Source organism: Reticulibacter mediterranei (assembly GCF_016587455.1).
The window spans coordinates 7,634,541-7,658,170 of record NZ_BNJK01000001.1 but is presented as its reverse complement, the minus strand read 5'-3'; the positions used below and the strand labels follow the sequence as shown (position 1 = coordinate 7,658,170).

21 protein-coding genes are annotated in these 23,630 nt (G+C 50.5%); 14 read left to right on the top strand and 7 right to left on the bottom strand.

Annotation, left to right across the window (positions count from 1 at the left end; genetic code table 11):
* Positions 1 to 358 precede the first annotated feature (358 nt).
* A complete protein-coding gene (locus tag K3T83_RS32915; protein WP_220207154.1) occupies positions 359 to 859 on the bottom strand; it encodes a ClbS/DfsB family four-helix bundle protein in 501 nt (166 codons plus the stop codon).
* 147 nt (positions 860 to 1,006) lie between these two features.
* Between K3T83_RS32915 and K3T83_RS57370 the strand changes: the two genes are divergently transcribed.
* The 5 genes from K3T83_RS57370 to K3T83_RS32895 all read left to right on the top strand — a co-directional run bounded on the left by K3T83_RS57370 (position 1,007) and on the right by K3T83_RS32895 (position 3,558).
* On the top strand, positions 1,007 to 1,132 hold the full coding sequence (locus K3T83_RS57370; RefSeq protein ID WP_268963496.1) for a hypothetical protein: 126 nt from the start codon (positions 1,007 to 1,009) through the stop codon (positions 1,130 to 1,132).
* Positions 1,133 to 1,275: 143 nt separating this feature from the next.
* A complete protein-coding gene (locus K3T83_RS32910; protein WP_220207153.1) occupies positions 1,276 to 1,683 on the top strand; it encodes a nuclear transport factor 2 family protein in 408 nt (135 codons plus the stop codon).
* A 222-nt stretch (positions 1,684 to 1,905) separates the two neighbouring features.
* On the top strand, positions 1,906 to 2,409 hold the full coding sequence (locus K3T83_RS32905) for a hypothetical protein (RefSeq protein ID WP_220207152.1): 504 nt from the start codon (positions 1,906 to 1,908) through the stop codon (positions 2,407 to 2,409).
* 177 nt (positions 2,410 to 2,586) lie between these two features.
* Positions 2,587 to 3,399: a GNAT family N-acetyltransferase gene (locus tag K3T83_RS32900; RefSeq protein ID WP_220207151.1), complete on the top strand. Its 813-nt coding sequence runs from the start codon at positions 2,587 to 2,589 to the stop codon at positions 3,397 to 3,399.
* Between the two features lie 9 nt (positions 3,400 to 3,408).
* Positions 3,409 to 3,558 (top strand): hypothetical protein, encoded by a 150-nt coding sequence (locus K3T83_RS32895; protein WP_220207150.1) that lies wholly within the window; start codon positions 3,409 to 3,411, stop codon positions 3,556 to 3,558.
* A 172-nt stretch (positions 3,559 to 3,730) separates the two neighbouring features.
* Here the strand turns inward: K3T83_RS32895 and K3T83_RS32890 are convergent, their stop codons facing one another.
* The 5 genes from K3T83_RS32890 to K3T83_RS32870 form a co-directional block, all read right to left on the bottom strand.
* A complete protein-coding gene (locus K3T83_RS32890) occupies positions 3,731 to 4,615 on the bottom strand; it encodes a bifunctional DNA primase/polymerase (protein WP_220207149.1) in 885 nt (294 codons plus the stop codon).
* Positions 4,609 to 5,448, bottom strand: a complete 840-nt coding sequence (locus tag K3T83_RS32885; RefSeq protein ID WP_220207148.1) for a JAB domain-containing protein — start codon at positions 5,446 to 5,448, stop codon at positions 4,609 to 4,611. Before K3T83_RS32885 ends, K3T83_RS32890 begins: the two co-directional genes overlap by 7 nt.
* A gap of 176 nt (positions 5,449 to 5,624) precedes the next feature.
* Positions 5,625 to 6,332: a protein kinase domain-containing protein gene (locus tag K3T83_RS32880; protein WP_220207147.1), complete on the bottom strand. Its 708-nt coding sequence runs from the start codon at positions 6,330 to 6,332 to the stop codon at positions 5,625 to 5,627.
* Positions 6,333 to 6,471: 139 nt separating this feature from the next.
* The gene (locus K3T83_RS32875) at positions 6,472 to 7,329 is read right to left on the bottom strand and encodes a site-specific integrase (protein ID WP_236065035.1); all 858 of its coding nucleotides are present in this window, start codon (positions 7,327 to 7,329) and stop codon (positions 6,472 to 6,474) included.
* Positions 7,330 to 7,585: 256 nt separating this feature from the next.
* Positions 7,586 to 8,554: a hypothetical protein gene (locus tag K3T83_RS32870; protein ID WP_220207146.1), complete on the bottom strand. Its 969-nt coding sequence runs from the start codon at positions 8,552 to 8,554 to the stop codon at positions 7,586 to 7,588.
* An 891-nt stretch (positions 8,555 to 9,445) separates the two neighbouring features.
* Between K3T83_RS32870 and K3T83_RS32865 the strand changes: the two genes are divergently transcribed.
* The 9 genes from K3T83_RS32865 to K3T83_RS32825 all read left to right on the top strand — a co-directional run bounded on the left by K3T83_RS32865 (position 9,446) and on the right by K3T83_RS32825 (position 21,153).
* Entirely contained in the window at positions 9,446 to 9,826 is a 381-nt protein-coding gene (locus K3T83_RS32865) for a PadR family transcriptional regulator (RefSeq protein ID WP_220207145.1), read from the top strand.
* A complete protein-coding gene (locus K3T83_RS32860) occupies positions 9,777 to 10,532 on the top strand; it encodes a hypothetical protein (protein WP_220207144.1) in 756 nt (251 codons plus the stop codon). The genes K3T83_RS32865 and K3T83_RS32860 overlap by 50 nt, the downstream gene beginning before the upstream one ends.
* Positions 10,533 to 10,588: 56 nt before the next feature.
* On the top strand, positions 10,589 to 11,704 hold the full coding sequence (gene lgt / locus K3T83_RS32855; protein WP_220207143.1) for a prolipoprotein diacylglyceryl transferase: 1,116 nt from the start codon (positions 10,589 to 10,591) through the stop codon (positions 11,702 to 11,704).
* A gap of 485 nt (positions 11,705 to 12,189) precedes the next feature.
* Complete coding sequence (locus K3T83_RS32850) at positions 12,190 to 12,357, top strand: hypothetical protein (RefSeq protein WP_220207142.1); 168 nt, start codon at positions 12,190 to 12,192, stop codon at positions 12,355 to 12,357.
* 142 nt (positions 12,358 to 12,499) lie between these two features.
* Positions 12,500 to 14,158: a TIR domain-containing protein gene (locus K3T83_RS32845; protein WP_220207141.1), complete on the top strand. Its 1,659-nt coding sequence runs from the start codon at positions 12,500 to 12,502 to the stop codon at positions 14,156 to 14,158.
* Positions 14,159 to 14,798: 640 nt separating this feature from the next.
* Entirely contained in the window at positions 14,799 to 15,779 is a 981-nt protein-coding gene (locus K3T83_RS32840) for an NAD(P)-dependent oxidoreductase (RefSeq protein ID WP_220207140.1), read from the top strand.
* Positions 15,776 to 17,083, top strand: coding sequence for an MFS transporter (locus K3T83_RS32835; RefSeq protein WP_220207139.1), 1,308 nt, complete (start codon positions 15,776 to 15,778; stop codon positions 17,081 to 17,083). The genes K3T83_RS32840 and K3T83_RS32835 overlap by 4 nt, the downstream gene beginning before the upstream one ends.
* A 79-nt stretch (positions 17,084 to 17,162) precedes the next feature.
* Positions 17,163 to 18,917 carry a glycosyl hydrolase gene (locus K3T83_RS32830; RefSeq protein WP_220207138.1) on the top strand — a complete coding sequence of 585 codons (1,755 nt, stop codon included), beginning with the start codon at positions 17,163 to 17,165 and terminating at the stop codon, positions 18,915 to 18,917.
* 22 nt (positions 18,918 to 18,939) lie between these two features.
* A complete protein-coding gene (locus K3T83_RS32825; protein ID WP_220207137.1) occupies positions 18,940 to 21,153 on the top strand; it encodes a hypothetical protein in 2,214 nt (737 codons plus the stop codon).
* 97 nt (positions 21,154 to 21,250) lie between these two features.
* Here the strand turns inward: K3T83_RS32825 and K3T83_RS32820 are convergent, their stop codons facing one another.
* Entirely contained in the window at positions 21,251 to 22,945 is a 1,695-nt protein-coding gene (locus tag K3T83_RS32820) for a virginiamycin B lyase family protein (protein ID WP_220207136.1), read from the bottom strand.
* Positions 22,946 to 23,630: the final 685 nt, after the last annotated feature.

The window sequence follows — 23,630 nt, the reverse complement described above, 5'->3', positions numbered from 1 at the left end:
GCTGTACAAGAAACGCAAGTAAGGTAAGCGAAAAGGCTTTTAGAACTTATTATTCTAAAAGCCTTTTCTTTTTATACCTATTCTGTGCTTCATCATATTAAACAACAACGTTGTTACCAGGAAGAAAGAACGGCCAACACTGGAATGGAGCTGATCCAACGAATCTCTCTCTAAAGAACAATGAGGACAGAGGCAATGGCAAATCACACCCTTCGCTGATCCCTGCTCGTGATTGCGTTTTTGGATGCAGGTCAGTTGCCCATCCAACACGAAAGATGAGCAGCCGAAGCATTTCCATCTGGATGAGTGTCCGCTTGTCTGGACCTTGCGTTCGTAATCTTCACAGATACGAAACGTCTTAACTTCCCCTGACTCTTTTTAACCAGGCACGCATATCCGGCTCGTGCTCCTCGTGGAAATGGCCGAAGCACAACGCACCGCTTAATGGCTCTCCCTCAAGCCAGGCAAAGCGTTCAGGGTCCTGGAGATCTTGCTCAGGAAATGCGGCAATGATATCCACCAGTTGTTGAAAGACTTCACGCTCATCGTTGAGGACAGCGGCCAGGGAGCGATCTCGATTGGCCTGGTAAATCCAGGCATTGATCTCGTCGTCTTCCTGCAATGCTGGCGGCCAGGGAGGCGGTGCAACCTCTTCGCGTGAAAGCGCCGCCTGCAAGCGTTGGACGGTCCGGCGTCGCCACCCGGTTAAGTGGGCAACGATGTCCTTGATAGACCAGCCTCCGGCGACTTCTGGTTGTGTCATATTAGCTTCGCCAATCTCGTTAAGCAAGGCTTGCCAGAAGGCATTTTCCTGGTGCAATTCGGCAATGAGTTGGGTTTTGCTAAGGGTAGTTCCCATTCTGCTATCCTTTCATCTAGAGCTTTGGGCAGAGGTAGCCCGAAAGCGCCCATCTTTCCTCATAACATAGCACAAAAAGCGGTTAGCATGTGTCCTGAATGGGGTTCTCCCCAAAACCCGGGGCTAAGCTCAACAAGAAGGCCCAGAGTGTCAAGGAAACAAACGAGCAGAGCGAGGAAGTTGCCAATCGTGATTGAGCAGCTTCACCCGCAGAGCGACCACCGCCGTCGCATTCTGGCGCAACCAGCGCATCCTTCGCCGCTTGATCACTAGAGAGAAGTTTTACCCAAAAGTCAGGGTTAACTGCCTATGCTGTAAGCATAGGTATTCCCTTGTTTTCTCTGTTTTCAGCAAAGTATACTCAAAGCAACTCAATGCTCTAGCAGAGCAACCACAGGAAGAAAGAGTATCCAGATATGCACAAGACTCTTGTTGATGGCCTCAGACATGCGTATGAAGCCTACTGTCGCGGAGATATCCAGGGAGCAGTCGATTCCATTGACATAGATCCAAACATTCTTTGGATCGAACCCAAAGAGTTCTACGCTGGTGATACCTATCAAGGACGCCAGGGCGTCATCGACTACCTCACACGCGCCTATGCTGCCAACGAGAAAGTACAGAACGTCCCCGAAGAGATTCTAGAAGTAGGGAACAAGATTGCTGTTTTCTTACACTTCCATGCCTGGCCGAAAGGAGACGGTCAGATGCGAGAGGGCCACATTGCCGATGTCTACACCATCCAGGAGGGCAAGGTCGTGCAGATGCAAGCCTACGCTGATCCTCTCGAGGCTCGTCAAGCTCTCGGACTCTCTTGCGAATAAAGTCATTTGACACAGAGAGACTTCTTTTCGTTTGTTTCCTTGAGACTCAGTGAGCTGTTCTTTTTGTTGAGCTTAGCCTCGATTTTTGGGGAGAACCCCCAATTACAGGAGCAATCCTAACTGCATTGTCCTGTATACTCCATTGAAACGGTTGAGCAAGCCGTTGCAGCGCGGAAACTGCGCTGCAATCAATAATGAAGAGGCACAGGAGAAAGCGTGTGATTGGACAGAACAACATGGACCAGCGGCAGGATGGCCGATTTTGATTTCTACATTGGCAAGTGGAAGGTGCATCAGGCTCTTGCGGAAGCGGCTGAAGGGATCGCAAGAATGGGAGGAAGCCTGAAAAGTGAGCCGCCCACCTTTCGGATCTGGCTCCCATCTGGCACTTCCCCCATCACCACATGGAAGCCAGATCCGAAAGGTGAGCGGAAAGAAAAAGCATTTCAATCATTGACAACGAGCGCAACCGTTCTAGAACCAGGGGACCAGCAGAGAATGGCGTCAATAACACTTACACCTTTCAGCATGTTGGGATTCACGGGAGACGGAGAGGAAGTACTGCCCAAAGAATACGTAGATCTCCTATCCCTTGACGCCCGGCAAGAAATTAGTCATACTAGTCCAGAAGCAGATAAACGATCTTGCCGTTATTTGAGGAGTAAATGCTCATGCTTGCTCATTACTGAATGCACTAGAGTGCTACTTACTCTCTCCGGCTGCTAGAGAAGCGTCTCTTTAGCGCTCGTGAACCTCTTTGCATTATGCCAGTCTCCTCTGGCATGTTTCATCGTGCCCGCGCACCTCCAGAAGCCTCTTTAAACGCCATCGCTGGCGATATTCCTCCTGATAAATATGAAGGCAAGAGACAAGATGTGTTACCCTATTGGAGATGCAATAGCTATGAACAAGTACAATGAAACAAGTGATCGGCAACTGTGGCCGCTCCTGGAAGGCGAGAACTGGGTTGAGTTCCTGGCTTACCTGGGAACTTCACCGCTAGCGGAAAGCTCCTTCGCAGACGATCTGACGTGGGTGATTACTGGTGTGGATGACAACACCTACAATGGCGTTGTGCGCACACGATTGTCAACGTCTGTTGCAGATCGCGCAATCATTGAGGTGCTCGAACGCTTCCGAGTACGCAAAGTGCCTCATCTCTGGTATATCGCACGCGCGGATCAGCCCGCTGACCTTGCACAGAGGCTTGAAGCGCATAGATGTAAACGACTCGACGCAGGCGTAGGAATGGCGGCAGATCTGCTGGCGTTGCATGAGCAAATCCGTCCCGTACCCGGCTTGAGAGTGGAACGAGTGAAAGATGAAGCCGGACTGGCCTCGTCGTTTGATGCACATCCCGACTTCGACGAGCATGCTGTGTCTGAACACCTACAATTGTATATCAGCCTCGGCCTTGAAGGAGATCGAGCACTCCGCTTCTACGTGGCAAAGATTGGAGAGCAGGTCGTTGGAGGCTTCGGGCTTTTCGCAGGCTCACGTGCGGTGGGCATATACGATGTCCACGTTGTTTCCCACATGCAACGTCAGGGGATAGGCACAGCGATGACCCTGGCTGCTCTGCACGAGGCTCGTCAATTGGACTATCGTCTCGCTGTCTTGGGGCCAACCCCGATCAGTATCAAGATGTATGAACGACTGGGTTTTGTCCTGCATCACAGTACTCAGGTATGTTACTATCTCCCCCTGGAAGAGTAGCTGGTTCAGGTGAGTGAATCGGTTCAGGGAACCGATCATGCCGGTCGGCTCTCCTGTTCTTTGAAAGATGTATCGCCGCTCAACAGGCAATCTATCGTCCTGGTATGGACAATTCGGAACGATGTGGTACACCTAGCACAGGAAGCTTTGCCTTTCTAAAAAAAGCCGCTTCCCACACATGCAGAGTTCGGGGAAGCGGCTTTTGTTGTATACAATGATAAGTAGAGAGAAAACTGAAGAAGGCAAGCAATCATGAAAACTGAGAAGTTGCCAGGTGGTGCTCGTATGCAATATGGAAAGCACATGGGATGCCTCTGCACTTCTAGCAACTTCATGAGGCAAGATGAGCAATAGCCCAATGCAGGCAATTGAGGGCGTCAGACAAGGGATACTCCTCCTCTCCACATGGAACCCGTTCCACATAACGACGCATATAGGGTTCCGCCTGTCGATAGGTGAGATGAGCCTGTTCCACCAGACGACAGGAAAGCCACAGTGCACAGGTATGTCGCTTTCCCACACAGGCGTGCTGCACAGCTTTTTCAAGCCAGTAATCCGGGTTCTGCTGGGAGCGTAAGGGGTACTCCTGGGAATCAAGCTGTCTTACTGAGTGAAGGTATGCCGCTTCCCGATGCCGGAATCGTTCCGATTGCTGCAAGAGCGCCAGCAGCCGTGATGGGAATGGAGCAGGGGCGATATTCTGGGACCAGGAATATCGCCGTCCGTTGGGATGCAGCGAGGGAGCAACGACAATATAGCCTCCCTCTCCACGCAGATCGATCCCATCAAGCCCTGCACACCGAACGTGGTTGCGCAAAGCCGAAGAGGGAGTTTGATAGATGAGATGAAGGCCGGAGCCAGTACGGGCCACGCGAGTTGCAGGCAGCGTTGGGAGATGGGCATGATGCACTTCCTCTCTTTGCTGAGACAACAGCGCTTTCAGGACAGTGAGCGAGGTAAAGCCCCCATGTCGTCCATCGATATCGAGCGCTACCCAGCCTGATGCCTGCCCCGTTGGAACGGCAAGGTTCGCATCAGGCCAGCGCCGCCACCACCAGCCAATGAGGTCAGGATCAGTGGTAGCATCATAGAACCCTCTCGTGTTCGCATAGGGAATTTTGCCTTTGACAGGAAACACTGGTATTCCTTGTTGGGCATAGTGCAAAGCGGCTTCCCCACACGAAGAAGGCGCACCCCAGGACGAACTGGCTACCATTGCAACTCCTCCTTGAGGCTGGTAAAGGAAGAATTGCCAAGAATCAGGTGATCGAGTAGCTCAATATCGAGAATCTTCCCGGCCTGAACCAGCTGAAGCGTCGCCTCACGATCCTCTGGGGAACTCTCACACCACCCGGATGGATGGTTGTGGCACACGATAATGCGAGGACAGTTACGGAGAATGGCGGGACGGAAAATCTCTGCTGCACGCAAACAGGCCATGTTGACGGTTCCCTTGTAGGATCTGACATATTCGATGATCTGCCCTGCTGTATCAAGAAGGAGCATGTGCATTTCTTCATGATCCAGATGCATCATTTCTGGCCGAAAGAGCTTTTCCGCATTATACACTGAACGAATACGCGTGCGTTTGATATGCTGGAGGAGATGGCATCGTGCTACCAATTCGTACGTCATCTTGAGATGGGTAATCTCGCGTTGCGTGAGGCCAAAACGCCGGAGTCCAGATGGTGCATTGACTACTTCCCGCGCCAGCCCCTGAATGCCACCAGCACGCATGATCTGCTGAGCGATGCGCACCATACGTTTGCTCGGACGCCCTGCCGGACATAATACGAGCGTCAGCATCTCCTCATCGTTGAGTACCATCAAACCACTCTCGTAATGAGACGCCAGTTCTCGCAGCCGTGTCCGGTGATCCTGGTGAATAGTCTCCTCTTCTACGACCATTTGTAGATCGCCCTCAGCAAACCTCTCTTCGTTAGAGGTGGTTATGAGCGGCGACTCACGAGGTGAACCATTCGGAGTGCCACTTGTTGCAGTGGACTCATCCATCTTGATTTCCAAATGAGGGTGTGTTATCTTCTTCATCAAGAAACGTTCTCCTTTTGAGAACAGACCTCACCTCATCACCGTGACAAGTAGGGAGGTGAGGTCTCATTTATTTTTGGCAAAAACGTGAATAAAATTTTACCTGCGTGGGTATGGTGGACCACGTGGCGTGTTTAGCATCCCCTTTCCTGCTCCTCCTCTTCTGCCGGATTCACTCAACAACCTGATAAGGTGTGTTGCGTTATGGCCTGATGAAGAGCATTCTGCCATTTGGAAAGAAGGGAACTGGCATTTTCAGGCGGTGTCACTTGCTCACAGAGCCTGTGAGAGGTGGTATTCAACCAGGCAGCCAATGTGTGCTTAAGAGGGCTATCCACCTCTTGGGGGAGAGAGTTGATCCAGGACTCAACAAGCCAGATCAGGGAGAGCAGGTCGCTTGGAAATTGCTTGCGTATACATGAAGGATCAAGAATCAGGCTGTGTCCAAAATCGAGGATGTGAATGTGGCCGCTCTTATCCATGAGGATGTTTTTGTTGTGCAAATCATTATGAATCACACCACGAGCGTGCAGATGAGCTAAAATGCTGATAGCTTCAGTTATAGCGGCAATAACGGAAGAAAGTGGCAGCGAAGCCCCTGCAATATTTCTCATGCATGCTCCTTCCACATATTCAAGAACTAAGCTCATCTTTTTACTTTGAGAGGGAAAGACAACAGTATCAAGCAGGCGAGGAACTCCTGAGAGAGGCTCATGCTTATGGATATGGAGGAGCAAAGACCGCTCATATTTTAAGTCGCCTTTCAATGGCTGCTTGATGGCAACATGTTTTCCTGAACTATCTAATGCAAGAAAAACTTTGCCATTGTTCCCCTGTCCAAGAGGCGAAAGGAGCGTATAACGCTGTTGATGGATTGTTGTCATTGTCACATCTCCTATTTTTGGGCAGCAAAAAGCCGCTCCGGGTTGTCCCGTTCCAGAGCGGCTTGAACGAAAAAGATAGGGATTCAGTGAAAGAAGGTATCTCTAAGGATGAATTTTTAGCTCCCCCTTTCCGCAATTTTCACGTGAGGTAATACAAAATCACGACATCGATGCGTTCATGCCCCAACGCCTGGGATACCTGGAGAGCGGCGCTGAGATCGACCTCGCTCATCTGCAATGGTCTTGTCAAGGCAGGAAGTGCATACTCGGAAAGGTGTTGGTAGAGGTGCTGGGCATAGGTGCGCCGACACGCGTGAATATCCAGGTGTTCTGGCAAATGTGGAAAGATGCGCTCCTCCGGTTTTCTTCCGGCAATCACAGCAAGGATCTGAGCTTCCTGGTCGGGAAGGACAGGAGCTTCACGCCACTTCCCTCCTTTGCCGCGTACCACCTGTACAACCAGTACACCATCCCGGCGACGATAGACATCTCGGACCCGCACGTCTCGAACCTCTTCCCGACGCAGGCCACATCCCAGACAAAAATCAATCAGGGAACGCCAGTGTTCCGGTTGGATATGACGGTCACGCTCGACAGGATGACGTGAACGGGTAATGGCGTTGAGATGGCGTGGAGGCAACACAACACTTGCGGCCAGGTCACGACGTTGAAAGAACAGTCGCAGTGCTGCGCGTTCGGTCCGCAGTGTCCAGGCGCTATACTGCTGAGTAATGCGCTCCTCCAGATAGGCACACACGAGCTTATCAGCGCGAATATCGATGTCTGCCAAGCGATTGAGACCAAATTGGGCGCGACACCACTTCAGAAAGCGCATAATCACATCCTGATACGTGCTTCTTGTCTGAAAACTATGGATGCGTTGATCGGTAAACGAGAACGTCGGTTCCCCTCTGGCACGTGCCTCCGCTTTGGCTCTTCCCCGCTTCTCACCGATTGCCATAAGTGCATCCAGGCGCTCTACAGCTTCATAGAGCATTCCTTTTCTTTTGCCGATAATGCCTCCTTTGAGAAGAAGAGAAGCGAGACAATAACGCGTTGAGAATTTTCCGAAGCAATTTGGCTGTAAGACGCTCCGCGATCTCACCTCCTGTTTATTCGTCCATGCAAAAAAATGCGAAGGGCCACTCTTTCTTGCAAAACAATCAGGAGCAATAGAAGCCAGAATTGCAAAGAGATCACCAGACACTTTTTCTGTTGGTGATCTCCTTTCACTGAAAGACCAAATGATGACGTTACTGGTTGGGAACCAGTGCCAGTAAAATGGTCTTCACATCAACGGGAGATGTTGTGTTGTCAAATGCGGTCACTAGCTCATGCCAGTGATGGAGGCGAGTTGTGAGTACTTGCACTCTCGCTGCCAGACCAGCCTGCTCACAGAAGCGCCATATCTGTTCGCAGTACCAGAAAAAGTGGTCCTGCAAGCGAATATGTGCCTGGAGATGGTTGGTGGCAGAGAGTTGATTATACACCTGATGCGTCAGCGTCAAGCTTTGGGGAGTACCCAGGCCAAAGAGGTTTTTGATCACCCAGTGGGTGGTTGCCTCTTTTTTGCCAAATGCAAGTTGCTCATCAACACCATACTGTCCTGCCTGTAACCGTTTAACCTCATTTTGATACTGCGTTTGCAACAGAGCAACCTGCTGGGCATGGGCCTCCGCTTGTTGGATCACGTGCGATAAGCGTGCCTGAAGGCGTTGCATGTGTTCTTGCAACACGGCGGTCATTGCAGGCACACATTCTGGACGCAATGCTTGCAGCACAAAACGGCTGGCACATTCCTCAAGGTGCGCCTCGTGACGACGCATAGCCTCCTGGAGTTGCTCATCACGTTCTTGTAAGCGCTGCTGCTCACGAACATACCATTCGGAAACCCATCGTTGTTTGCGGGATAGCTCCTGCTCAACCGGAGAAAACTGCTGCCAGCGCATGGTCGGTCTCACCGAAGAGGACATCTGACTCCAATAGATGTCCTGTTCTATTTGCCAGCGTTCCAGGCTTGCCTGCTGATCCCGATGCATGTGCTCAAGCATGGGTATCAGCGTCTGCTGGAGAGTGTTACGCCCTGCTTGTAACAGGAGAAAGTTATCGGTCGTCTCCAGGATAAGACGAACAATCTCCATCACTTCGCAGGAGCGGTTTCCACAAGAACAAAGCGGCTGTGCGTGCGACGACTGGGATGATTGATGAGTATTCTTCTTCATGGGATGTTCCTTTCAGAGAAAAACAAACAGCCACAGAAAAAGGAACAGCATCCACCGCCTGCCTGTGTTATCTTCAGGCAGCTCAGCTGAGCAGTTTATCGCACAGCAGCGTGGTTCGCTGGTCGAATACACCTCCTTTCTGTGGGTAAACATATACAATCACGCGGGGAAAGTCCGTTCGAGCGATGAAAGGAGGACGCTGGAGGAACAGAGCAAGCTCAATGTTCCTCAATCGTTCACCTCTCATCGCTCCAGGTGGAGAACCTGATCCAGCAACAGATCTGCAATGGAGCTCACTCAACATCACTTACAATCTGTCGGTGCTGCGCTTCACGATCCAGTATGGAGCACGCTCAACATGACCAGATACCGCAAACGCCTGGATACACCTCTTGCATGTTGCGCCAGCTAGCGACAACATGCCCTGCACCTCGTTGCTGATGCAGGTGTGGTTCCAACCAGGCAAGGGAACCAACATCTTCGTTGCTTGTTATACCTGACATATCTTAAAACTGTCAAGTGGCTCTCATATTGCCACAGTAAATGTTTATCTCCTCATACATGACCAAAAGAGGGGGAGTGGTAGAGGCAATTGTTGGCTTCCCAGGCCGATCTCGAACCCCAAAAAGAGATGAGACAGTCTCAGCGGAAATAGCACCACATTCAATAGCGATCAGATAATATCTTCTAGCAGCTATTCTTTCGCCAGCTATAAGCCAATCGTTTCTTGTTAGATATACGGGAATTCTGGGCAGCTCTACCTCTAGAGCGCCGGTCAAGTCCTCATGGTTACGACGGCAGTTGTTCTTCTCACTTTCTTGCGTCACAAGATACGGTGTGATATACTCTTCTTCAGTATCTTGTGACGCAAGAAAGTGAAAGGGAACCCTCGTGGAAGCACGCTTGACCCAATTGCTCAGGGGGACGTTGGATATGTGTCTGCTGGCTACCATTGCGCAGCGGCCCTGTTATGGGTACGAGATGGTCCAACGCCTGGCCCAACAAGGACTCGCGCTGGTGAGCGAAGGCAGTATCTATCCTCTTCTCAGCCGTCTGCAACAGCGCGGCTACCTGGAAGGATATCTTGTCCCCTCAACGGATGGCCCTCCGCGCAAGTATTATCGTCTTCTCCCCAAAGGTGCCGAACAATTGGCCGAGTGGCAGGCTGAGTGGAACAGCTTTGCCCAGGCTGTTTCACAGATTTTGAAAGGAGCGCATGCTGATGTTGATCCTCAATCAGCCCACCCGCAGCCAGATCTCCGACCTCAGTGAGGCATGTGGGAGATACTGGGAACTGCGGGGGATTGCGAAGGCACCCAAGAACGAGATGCAACTGGAATTAGAGCACCACCTTCTCCAGGCAGCGATGGATGGAAGATCTCCGGAAACAGTTGTTGGTCGCAATCCTGCCGCTTTTGCCGAAGCCTGGGCCAGAGAAATGCATCCCCGTACCTTGCGAGGAGGGGTTCTGCTCTTGCCAGGACTGGTCTACGCCTTGAGTGTCATCAGTACCACAGCCCTCGTGCAGCCCCTGTTTGCCCACACATCTTCTTTTACCTTGACCCTCTTTAGCGCCTTTGTGCTTGGGGGCTGTGAGATGTCAGCACTCTTGCTTCCGCTGGCAGGCTTCCTCGCGGTACGCATGAGAACCCGGGCGCAACGGCGCATACTGTTGGTTGCCGTTTTCGTCCTGAGTACGCTGGTCGCCCGTCTGGTGGGGGTACGGGTGAACTGGAGCACGCCCCTGCTCTCCTGGAACTGGCCGCTGACGTTCTTGTTAATCACCCTAACAGTGGGGCTGGCTTCCCTGGAGTGCTGGCGGCAAGCCTCATACGAACGCACATCTTCTGGCCGTTGGGGGGAGTTGTGGCACGCTGTGCTGACCTTGACTGGCGATGTCGTCCTGTTCGACCTGCTTCTAGGAGTGAGCAGTGTGGTCGTCTTCAACATCTGTGCGCTTGCATGCAGGACGCTTTGATTGAAAGAGAGGGGAAGCTGAAAAGCGGTTTTCCCCTGGCGAAAAGAGTGTGAACGATGGAACGTCTCTCAATTCATCTTGCTTCTCTCATCAATTGGGGATGGCTTCAAATTGGCCCGTATATTCATCTGAATATCAACCCGGTCCTGTTCTCCCTGGGTCCGCTGGCCTTGCATTGGTACGGCCTCATGTATGTCATCGCCATTGTGACGGGCCTCTGGCTGATCCGCAGGTATATCGCACGCCAGGGGATCACAGAAGAACAGGTGTATCGGATGCTCTGGTGGTGCGTGGGGGCCGGTCTGGTCGGCGGGCGCCTCTATTTCGTGATCCAGCAGCCCAACCTGGTTCCGGATCACCTCTTGAAGCCCCAACATATCCTGGCTACCTGGGAAGGCGGTATGGCGTTTTACGGGGCGATCTTTTTGATCGTGCCGGTGCTGTTCTGGCGAGCCATGAAAGAGCGGCTCAATCCTCTGGTCGTGCTGGACGCTGGAGCACTCTTCGCCGCCTGTGCGCAACCCTTTGCGCGAATCGGCAATCTTATTAACGGTGATATCATCGGGTATCCCAGCACACTTCCCTGGTCCACAGTGTATGACAATCCGGCCAGTTGGGCCTGTCAGAATCCGGCAGCAGGCACCTGCCACGTCCCGGTACAACCAGCAGCAGGCTATGAAATCCTGGTCAACCTCCTGCTGATTGGGGTGCTTCTGTTCCTGACCCGACGGTATCGCCACCCCGGTATGCTCTTGCTCACCTATCTGGGAGGCTATGCCATAACCCAGTTTCTGGTCTTCTTTGCCCGCGCGAATACTGTTGTACCGCTCTTCACGCTGAATTGGGGGTTCAAGCAAGCCCAATGGACTTCGCTCATTGTCTTGCTGCTTGTGATCCCACTGACGGTGTGGGTGAGACGCTGGCATTTTGCCGAGGTTATTCCGGCGGGCGAGATTCCCGCCACCTACGGGATGCCCCTATCCAAGCTCACCAAAGCGAAAGTCAAAGATCGAGGAGATCACAGAAGAAATCATTCAGGAGAAAACGATTTGGAGGATGATATCTCTGTTATTGGGGCATCCACAGACCCACATAAACGGCAGAGAGAAGGAGCGCAAAGAACAATCCCCAGAAGAGAAGAGCAGACCAGCGAAATGGAAAGGCTCGAATAGCAACAATACAGGCAGATGCTAAAGCAACGAGTAGGGGAGGAACAGAACCATGCCCAGAGATAAGCAGGAAAGCAAAGTGGCCTGCAAACGCAAGAAGGAGCGCAAACATCGTTATTGCCTATAAACGTGGCCGCGATTGATTGAACATTGTTTGTTCGTCTCCTGAAAGGTGAAGGAAAGATGCACGAAAAAAATAGTATTTTACATATCTTTCAATCTCTATTTTGCTATACAGTTACTTCCTCCTACAAATTTTATTGGAAGAGATACCGTATATCTCTTGTCACCGAAGTCATGATCATGCAAGTTCCAGGCATGAGATACAAATAGACCCACTAGAATAATGCCGCCAGGTAAGGCCAACCATACTTGATCAAGACATCCTCGACACATATTGGCTATCAACAATGGCCGATCCTTGCACTTGTCAGGACATGGCGACATAATAGAAAGGGTGGGAGCATTCCTGCGAAGAGGTGAGCGTCATGCCTGCAAACAAGCGTCCTCGCCGAGAGCGAACAGATGATTGGCAGCACATTCAGCAGTACAGCCTCTGGCCGGAGCAGAGAACCTATGACCTCTTGGCGAACACCATCCTACGCTCCGCGCCGGAGGAGGCGCAGACCTGTGATACAGCAACTGCCATTGTTTGACCTTCCGCCATGAGAAAAAGCTGTTGGGGGGGGGAACTTGGTGGAGGCGTCGAAACAGCCTAGCACCTTCCTTCGTCTGCTCTCACCACCCACCGATTCGCCTGTCATTTGAAACTATGGCTATGCTCTGATTAAGAAACACGTGAGCATATCGCTGTCTATCAGATTGAAACTCAGAAAGAGTGAACGCAGGGCAATAAAAATGTATTCACCAAAGATCTCTATTGGGGAATTCTTAGCAAGATCCCTAAACGCATTATCACTTGCAGGCTATGCTGCGATGGTTGTCCCGATTGCTCGAACGGCTGATGGACAGGAACTCCAGGATGAGCTAATTAGGGATTGGTATAGCCTTGATGATCTCACAAGTGATCACATCCTAGTAATCATGCCCCGCCCATCTAGACGGCTCTCTAGGGCAGAGTTCCAATATGTCGGAGATGAGCCGGATTTCTGTGAAGATTTATCTGTTCTTGAGGGTCGGCCATCAGCGGAATTGAAAAACAAACTCAAAAGATATGGCTCAAAAGAGGGCAACCCTGTTACCAATTATGGGCTACCAAGCTCCCTCCTTTTTAGCAGAGAGTCTGAGGAGAGAAAAGAGGCTCTCACGAGGGCTGCAACAGAAACTGCACGTTTTTTTGGCATTCCGGAGCGATATCTCCCCTGTATAGTAGTGCTTTCTCCCAAGGAAAAACAGATCTTTCTTTTGCCTTTTTATGCTTCATTTTCGCTCTACGCATTTGTTAAATCGTTGACTATAGAGTACCAACCAGTGATCGAGAGCATGCAGGCTATAAAAGAACGTCGGAAAGAATTGCAAAAAATAGAGCAAACGATGCCTGAAACAAATAAAGAGTTAAAGACGGTTATCACAAGATATAGAAGTAAAAAGGAAAATACGTATAAAATTCTTTTAATGGAATTGAGGGAAAAGAGGAAAATAATAAAAGAAGAAATAATAAAAGAAAGGTCGGAGAGAGAAAAAGATATCCAGCAGTTAATAGACGAACTCAATGTAGTAGAGCGAGAGAGGCCACTGTCGAAAGCCATCAGTTCAGTTGCTGATCACTATGCTCTCAAGCCAAGTAAAATGTCTTTGAGATTGCACAGTTCTCTCTCTGAGTGGCATGTAACACTCCTTGAAATGAAGAAAACATCAACGATTTCCGCAGACTCTGGCGTATCACGCCTACCTACAACAACATCTTCTTTCCAGCCAGGAAAGGAAGAAGGGCCAGGTATGGACCAGGATTTCATACCAGCTTCCGGCAGGTATAAACCTCCAACCGAGCAGCTATTTCATCAGATTGACGAAAATATTACCACCAATCAGATCGATACTCCAGTAAAAATCTTCTACTGCTATGCTCGTGAAGATGAAAAGTTCCGAGAAAAATTAGATGAGCATCTAAAGCTTTTAATACATCAGAACAGTATCATCACTTGGTACGACCGACAGATCATCCCTGGCACAGAATGGAGAAGAGAAATTACTACTCACTTATGTACCTCTCACATTATCCTTTTACTAGTCAGTCCGAGTTTTATGGCTTCAAATTATTGTTATGGCATTGAAATGATGCAAGCTCTTGAGATGCATAGGACGCAGGCTGCTCATGTCATTCCTGTCATACTTCGCCCTGTCTCTTGGAAAGACTCTCCTTTCAGTGAACTACAATGCTTACCTCAAGATGCTAAACCTGTCACTCGGTGGAAAAACACCGATGATGCATTTTTGGATATCACAAAAGGAATTCATCGCGTCGTCAGAGAAATCACTTCACGGGAGAGAGGATAGTTACAATTCCCTGCTGATTGCTTTCATTCCTACCATTTCATTATCCGAGAGATACCTACCTCTTCTACGTTTTATGCAAATTGAGCCTCTCCTCAGCTATTTTTGTCACCATATCCTTCTGACGAGAGAGCGCATCAGCCAGGGCTGAGTGCCAATATGCGTCGAGGATGTGTTGATCAAGTATGAGGCCAACACCATCGGGATTACCACTCTGCCACAATAGCCATACCCATAACATGCAAGTGGGTATGAGCATCAATCGAAGCAGCCAACTACACAAACTACGCCAAGATATTGTTCTCATAGCGTTGCACCATTCTCATCTGTTCTATCAAAAATGGAGAAACTGATCATATTTTATACATGCGAATCTTTATCTCTCGTTTTTGGATAGGCCTGATTTTCATTTTTGCACTCATACTTATGCTTCCGCTAGAAGTGTAGCAGCTTTTTTCCTGATGGATTACCCCTCCTCGTGTTTTGGTTGGTTTACCCCTTCCGCTCTCTCACTCAACACCTCTATACTAGCGACAGAAATAGGGAAATACCCGAAGGCTCGATGACAGCTTCAAGCAAAACGAAATGTCGTAGGTGCCATAGGTGGTTCTCTCAACATGTTAGTACAAAAGGAAAGTATTCTATGGATATCACACACAGCAGACCTGTCGTACACTCGCCCGTACGTACGGATGAACCACTTGGTTTTCTCGGTCTGGGTCAAATGGGCCTTCCAATGGCAAGAACCTTGCTCCATCATGGCTACAAGCTACGTATCTTTGACCCCAATTCCACGCGTATAGCCCTTCTCTCACAAGAGGCTAACGCCACACCAGTTACTGATCCTTCCTTGATCGCTTTCTCTTCAAAAATTGTCCTTTCAATGACACCCGATGACACTGCCCTGCGTCAGATCGTCAGCGAGTTATCTCCTCTTCTTTCAGAGAAGAGCATTCATATCTCACTCTCCACAGTCTCTTCCTCCTGTACGCAATGGGCCGCTGAGCAGTATCGGCAAGTGGGGCGCGGCGCTACCTATCTTTCTGCTACCGTCCTCGGTCGGCCTCCATTAGCAGCACAGGGAACATTGACCATCCTGCTTTGTGGGCCTGCTGAGGCTAAAGAACGTGTCTTGCCGATGCTACAACAACTGGGTACAGTATTTGATATAGGGGAACGAGTAGATGCAGCCTCTCTCTTTAAGCTCGCCATCAATAGCGTCATTGTCTCTGCACTCGAAGCGATGGGATATGCAACGGCCTTTCTACAAGCAGCACAACTCGATCCCCTTCCTGCACTCCAGATTCTGGCACATACCCCTCTGTTTCAGGGCGTCGTGTATCAGGAATATGGCGAGATGATTGGCAGTGACCGTTACGAACCGGCCCTCTTTCCGGTTCCCCTGGGCCTCAAAGATGTCGAATTGATCCTCTCACAAGCCGAGCAAAGCGGCTTTTCTATGCCCCTGGTAGAGCTAGCTCGCACCCATCTGCTGGAGGCCCAGCGTGCCGGTTGGAACCAGCTTGATTGGTCGGTCATTGGCAGAGTCATCGCCTCTCGGCTACCGACAGGTCCTCTCCCTGGCCTGAATGAACGACATCGCGCACACGGAGAGCTAGCATGAAGAGTGAAAATATCACACCCCCTCCCCGCTCTCTTCCCATGCGCTTGATAAGTATAAGCCTGGTAGCCATCGCCATTAGCGCGAACTTTACCAATTATGGAGGCATGCAAGCAACGCTCCAAGACGATCTGCATATCACCAATGAGAGTATTGGCTTCCTCTCTACCTTGCTCTATCTGGGCATTGCCTGTGGCTACGTAGCAGGTGGGGGATTGGTGGATCGCTTCGGGCCACGCAGAGTCTTAATCGCAGCACTGCTCACAATGGGGTTAGGCAATGCTGAATTATCAATCATGCCACATCTCACCTGCGTTTTCCTTTGCCGTTTTCTTATCGGCATCGGGGCCGGTATTGGCATCGTCGCAGGCTCACAGACTGCTGCTCGCTTCCCAGGGCGAGCGGCATCTGTGGGACAAGGACTCTTTGGTGGTGCAATGCAGGTTGGGTCTGGCCTGGGCCTCTTTGCCTCGCCTCTTTTGTTGCCTTATCTGGGCTGGGAAGGAATATTTGCCTTCTGGGGCGGACTGGCTTTGCTTCTGGCATGGCAATGGACGATCTGGAAAGAGGTATCAGAGGCAACTTCCCCTCCCTCCCAAAAACCCTTCTGGCAACGCTTCTTGAAAGCCTCGCGTCAACCGCAATTGGTTGCTCTGGGAGTGATCCATATGGGAACGTTAGGCATGGGACAGGCGGTGGCTCCCTGGCTCGCTATCTTTTTTGCTTCCTCTCCCTTTGGTCTCCCGATGTCGCTGGCTGCGGGACTTGGAGCCAGCGGTTTGCTGTTAGGAACCATAACACGACCACTGGGTGGATTGCTACTGACCCGCCGAAGCTGGCAACTCCATCTCTTGCGACTCTCCGGGCTGCTTGCGTGGATCGGGCTACTCGTATTGATCCTTTGTCCCACCATCTTGCAGATGCTCTTTGCCGAGCAAGCGCCTCCCATAGCCCATGTCCTGATCTCCCTGTTGGGCCTCTTGCTTGCCGTCGCAGGCTGGACATTACCCTACAGTAGCGTCTTTACTCGCGCCGATCAGATTGGGCAGCAGCACACGCTGGGACGCGGGACGGCTCAAAGCGTGACGATGCTGCTCTCCGCTCCAGCTTCGGCCTTTGGACCAGTTCTCATTGGTTGGTTACATGCGCACGCCAACTTTCCCAGCATCTTTGCGCTCCTCTGCTGGATACAATTAGGAGTCCTTCTCCTCGCCTGGCTGCTCGAACGTTCGTTTGTCCGACCCTCAATCCGTTCGCATCAGGCGCGATCCGGTGAACGGTTTGAGCAATCGCCTCTTCCAGCGTAGCCAACAGAAATCAGGCCGATAAACGCCCATGAATATCCCTTCTTTCTGTCTCTTTATTTCTATGCAAAGGAGAACGTATATGACGACGTTCGATCTCTCAGGCGATAGCTCTCAGGGGGAACATTCCCTGAGAGCCGCTCCGATTCCCGCTTCCATCCCCAAATGGAAGCAATCGCTCATTACCATCATCCCCGCCTGGCTCGTCAGTTCCATCCTGGCCCCAGTGATGAACGCGTGCTTCCCTCAGTGTCCATTTCTCGTGATGAACCTCATAGAGACGATCATCCTGGTGGTCGTCCTTACTTACCTCATTCTGCCTGCAACCACCAAAATCTTACATCGGTGGCTTGTGACATCCCACAATACCTCCACGCGTCGAAGGAAAAGAAGAAGCCAGAGGCGGGCGATCATTGCACCTCGTCTCCAGGTTCTTCTGCTCCTATTGCTAACAGTAATTCCCACGTTTCTTGTGGCGCAAACCCAACCCTCAGCACTGGCTGCTCCAACCCTTTCCCCGTACGTGTGGGGCACGAACTTAAGTTTGTATAACGGAGAGGATTTCTTTCTCACCAATCAAGCGACTGTCAAACTCACACAACAGATACATGTTCAACTGATCCGTTTCCCCTACAGAGGCAACCTCGCGGTAACAGAGGCAGCAGCCAGGCAAATTGCGGCCATCCATGCCACCCCATTGTTGATCTTGCCCTACGGCGTCGAGCAACTGAACACTGATCAACAGTTGATCCAGATGATGAACGGCATCTTTGGCACTCAGCAGCCAGTGTACTACGAGTATGGCAATGAACGCGATTTACCTGCTAATGGCGGCATCAATGCAGCAACCTATACCACCAGTTGGAATACCATGATCGCCCATGTCAAACCGCTTGCTCCCACAGGCCGCTTCATCGGACCTGTCACCTCTCATGCTGATCCCGCCTATCTTGGCACTTTCTTGAAACAAGCCAACCCACGTCCTGATGCTGTAAGTTGGCATGAATATACATGCGGCACCAAAGACCCGGATACGATCTGCATACAAGGGATCACCAAATGGGGAACTCACATTCAGGAGGCTCGCGACATAATGCAACAGACTATAGGAATATCCCTTCCTATCATGATCACTGAATATAATTGGAATCCCAATGCGCAGAACGATCCCCGTGCGACCAACAGCACCTTTCTAGGAACCTGGATGAGCGCGGCCATTGCTGAACTGCTCAAGGGCAACGTCTTTGCAGCCAACCAATATGTGCTGACCAATAATGCACAACTCGCCATGATCGCCGATAGCACACATACCTTGACCGCCATTGGCGATGTCTTTCAAAGTACCTTTGAGCAAGCACAATCACAGATGCAGTTGCCTCCCAGCTCCGTGACACCGCTAGCCACGTCCACACCGAAGACACCCACGCCACGAGGAACGGAAACGAGTGGATCGACCACGCTCCTCTGCTTCCAAGAACAAGCTCCAACAGAGGCAAACACACAACCACGCGTGCTGTGCATTCCGCTCGTGAACGGATCGGGCAAGGCCATTTCTGGGCAACCGATTGGCTCACTCTGTTTTCCGCTCTATCCCGCGCCAGGGCAGCAAACAGCCATAAGCATCAGTACCGTCTGTGCCCCTGTCTACGAGGCAACTGCTCCCATCACCACATCCACCAGCAGTTTAACACCCACTGTCCCTACAACGCCGACCGCAGGAACAACGGGTAGCCCAACACCGCAGCCTACCAACAGTCCCCCCCCAACTGCGACAGTGAGCAACACTCCCAGCGTGACGCCACTGTTAACAACTTCACCAACGCCTACTGCATCCTAAAGTCAACAAGGAGGAAACAAAAATGAAGGCAGGAACCATCAGCGTAGACACTGGCAAACATACTCTGCATCCCCTCAACCTACAACAGCGCCGCAAAGAACGTACCAGCACACAAGAACAGGGGCAATACAAAGACGAAGTGTTGCTGCCTGGTTCGTGTCCTGAAGGCGTCTCTCTTGAACAGGTGCCAGCAGAAACCCGACATCTGCTAGAAGTTGCTTTGCCAGAAGAAGGCTCCCGATTACTGGCCCATCTGCTACGCTACGCGACCTGTACTCCCCAGCATACGCTTCCTGCTACCTGGGCGGCACGGATCGAAAAGATGTCCGACGAGCCTCGTGCATTGGTAGTCGTCCGCTCACTCAAGGCGCTCGCCCACAGCGAAGACTCCCCTTGTGGCCCGGACCGCTATCACCATCTTACCCTGGCGTGTGAGGCACTTGGCATCCTGACGCGCCAGGTCCATCGTTGCGGAGCCGCCTATTGCACAGTCCTCTCAGTTGCCCTGCATCCCACCTATGCACTCCCACCTGCCATAATCCAGACCTGTCAACAAATGGAGCAGCGCTACGCTAACCCTCGTGTCCAACGCCTGCTTATAAGCGTGCGGATGAGGGTGCAGGCCCAGATTTCCTCATCGACGCAATCATCCTCTCCCGCCATACAACCACTCCTGTTCCACATGGAGCAATTAGTTCAGCACTATGAGCAGCAAGCTGTACCACAGGCTCCTTTGGTGCATCTGATTCACCAGATGTTGCGTCTGGTGCTGGAGAATACGTATTTTCCTGCTCCTACGGAACAGGATATGCATCTCTCACAATCACTGTTTCAGCAGCAATCTGCTTCTAGTGACAGCTTTGTGCAAAAGCCTGGCAGTAATCCAGCGTCTATGCAGATTCCAGCACCTGCTCATATGCAAGCGCTCAATCAGGAGAACAGCTTTGAGCCATCAGAGAGCAGAAACCTGCCAGAGAGAGACACCTATCTGTCTGCTGGAATGCCAACTGCTCGCAAGAGGAACAGGTTTCTGCCATCGCAAAGCAGAAACCTGTCATCATCCGTATCGATAAACGATTCTTTCTTCCAAGAAAGATTTTATGAAAATAAAGCGGCTACGTTCATCGATAGGATTGTGCCAGGCACATCAGAGCTATCTTCTGTCCAGCCTTCCCCTCTTCCTTCACGTCCCACCAGCGCACGCCGACGAACAGCTTCCTCTGCTCATCCAACCAGCAATGAGGCAGAGTTTACAGCGTCACAGTTGGGCCAGCAGCATTTCTCTCAGAGTGAGTATCAAGAAGCAGTCCTGAACCAGTATCCCGCTCCAGAGGGGCAACATACCAGCCATTCCAGGAACATGCGGCACTCACGACGTGCAAGCACACCAGAAAGAGCAGTGTTCGCTACTCAAGACACCATGCAGAAAGGAGCATACGAGCACCCAGCGCAGTCACCCCATACATGGCAGCAGGTGGCACAAAGCTCCCACACACAGGCACAAAGCAGTTTTGAGCAGGAAGAAGCCTATCGTGATTCAAGAAATCATACGCAGATTCGCCGGGAAGCAGCTCTCTATGCGCGTCTGCTCGACGGACACGCACGCTGGATGGGCAAACTGGTGCAATGTGTGCAACAATATCCAGCGAACATCCGCCGTCTCGCGTTTATTGACACACTCTCTCGACTCTATGGCCCTGATGGGCGAGGCCGTCCCAATCGTCCTGGAGCCTGGTTTTGTTATACATGCGAACGCCTGACGCACGAGGAGGTTCCACTCCCAGATGAGGTGTACCAGTGGGCGGCAACCGAGCTTGATGAGGAGCAGATTGCCTCCGCGATACAAAGCGGTCAACTCTTCCCCAGGACAGAGGAATTACAATCTCCCATCTGGCCGGGAACGGGGCAACAGCAAGCACCCGAAGATGAGAGGGCAGGGTTCATTTTAGAAGAAGCAGATCACTGGGCGGGTAGTGCGATGCCTCCATCTCAGGAACCGATGGACCGAGCAATGGCCGAACAATTGGCGGCGCGGGTCAGCCAGGACGTGGCATCGGACAGTGATCCCTCACAGGTAGAGATTCTCGAAAGCAGGTATCTGGGCATCTGGCAAGTATTGCTGATCTGGAAGCAAGGAGTAGAAGTGCTATTGGACACCGAAGAGCAGTGGGTCTCGTATTTTAAGAGGGTTCAGGATACCGCAGCCCTCATGAAACTGATGAATTATAGAGGATAAAGATGCTTTTTTCTTCGCGCCCTAAAGAAGGAAGTAAAGAGAATGCTTGTAGAACTAATCCCACCAATCCATTCTCTTGTAATTTCTTTTCTCTCGATCACAGTCCAGTGGTAATGTTCCCAATTTGATTTCCTGAGTCCTCGGAAAACCAGACATTGCCGTCCGGTCCAGACGTGATCCCTGAAAGGACGGGTACGCTATTTTGCCTTAAAACAGGATATTCTGTAATAGTACCCTGCCCTTGTAGGTTAACGCGCCCAATATTGCTCTTTTCACATACATTTTTGGAATTAAGTATACATTCCGTAAACCAGATATTTTTATCTGGCCCAACTGTAATTCCTACAGGTATAGTGTTTGGGGTTGGAATCACATATTCAGTGATATGACAGTTTTTCGGCGTTATACTGCCAATAGTGTTGTGCCAAAAGTCGGTAAACCAGACATTGCCGTCTGGTCCAGCAACCAGATTATGATTGTTATTCGTGTTCAGAACAGGTTGTTTGATATATGGACATTCAGTAACATATCGCCCATCTAAAGTCATCCTGCCTACACGATTACTACGCTGCTCGTCGAACCAGAGATTTCCATCTGGCCCCTGAGTAATCCAGGCGACTCCACTAATGGCTCCATGATCAGAAGTTGGAAGTGAAAACTCTCCAGTGATCTTCCCTGAAGTATTCATTCGTCCAATTTTATTCGTCTGAAATTCTGTAAACCAAAGATTCCCATCTTTCCCAGAGGTAAGCCCAACAAGATTACTCTCTGGGGGTGCAGGAAACTCCGTCACCTGACCTTGTGGTGTCACTCGCGCAATTTTACTAGTTCCGTTTTCAAGTACCCAGAGGTTCCCATCTGATCCACTCACAATAACTGACGGATTACTTCTGGGAGTTAAGGAAAACTCAGTGACCTGCCCTCGTAGGGTCATCCGCCCAATTTTAGCAACGTTGTCCTCAACAAACCACAGATTGCCATCTGGTCCCTGAATAATGTCATCTGCCCGAACACCTTCTGTTGGAATGGGGTGTTCAGTAATCAACCCAATGCGATGTCCTTGCCGAGCGTTCCCTATTACTGTCTCGGTTGAGGTTGGCTTCTGCCCTTTTCTGTTCGTCATCAGACCTTGCCCATAGAAAAACCAAACGACAGAGCTGAGAAGAACTATGACAAGTGCAATTGTTCCTCCGCTCATCAGCCTTTTGTTCCGAGAAAATTGTTCTGTAGGAAATCTCTTGATCTGAGATGATATCGTGGAGAGCACGTTCGGGGATGATAGAGCAAGAGGTATTACCTCTTCAACAGTGGTCAGTGGGGCGCGAGGCCAAGAATTGATTTCTAGATTCCCCAGCAAGACATCAACCACTTTTCGGATTCCTCGTGCTACATCCTCAAATGCAGCATCAATACTATTCCATTCAGTAATAGGCGTGCCATTCTTAGGAAGCGCTTGAATTTCTCCTAGTGGAGTTTGATGCCAATCGGTCGGTTTAAGAATAATAGGAATAATTTTCGCCGTTCCAGCTTTGTGCCGTTGAAGAGCCTTCTGCACTTCTTGATTCCAACAATAGTTGGAGGCAATGAAATTTGCGCTGACGAGAAGTAGGATGAGATCTGCCTCGTTCAGATGTGTATTGATCTGGTTTTGCCAATCTTCGCTGGGAAGTATTTCTTGATCGTGCCAAATAGTGATCTTTTCTAAACGCTCAAGTGGACTCAGATGCTTTCGCAGTTGCTCATGCAACTGCTGATCAACGCGAGCATAACTGATGAAGACTTTCACGCTCATCTCTGGCTCCTGGGGACGCCTTCCAGATTAACGCAACATCATCACATTCAAACTTTTGACTTTAACAAGCCGATAGCTTCATTTACACAGAACCAATTCTTCATCTTGGGACATTTCTTAAAGAACAGTCGCTTCTATTGTTTCAAAACACCTTGATATCAATTTTCTGTCACACTGATCCAGACAGACTGCTCTTGTCTAATGACAGAAACGCAAAATATAGAGGATTTGATCCTCTATATTTTCAAATCCTCTCAGACCTCTCCTACCTTTTAACTTGCTGGAGCGCGTTCTTTTGTGGGCCTTGTTTTGCCTTTGTTACAAATCCTCTCAGGCCTCTCCTACCTTTTAACCGGAGGTACTTTTAGCATACCATGAGAAGCCAGTTCATACAAGAGGTTGCGCGGGTCTCCATTTTAGATGCTTTTTGGCCGACAAAAAATATCGCTAGCAAGCAGGATATGTATGCCAAGACGCCTGACAAGCCATGCGCGGGTTTCTACTCAAAAAGATAGCGCCGAGAGCCGCGCAAAGCACATCAATAAAATATCAGTGGAATATAAGCAAAGCATGCTAGTAAAATACTTCTGTGAGATGTTCATCAATCCTTTATCTCAGGTATTCTTTAACCCGACCCTCCTACACATTGTAGCCATTGGGAGAGTGTTAGAAAGCAACAACTGCA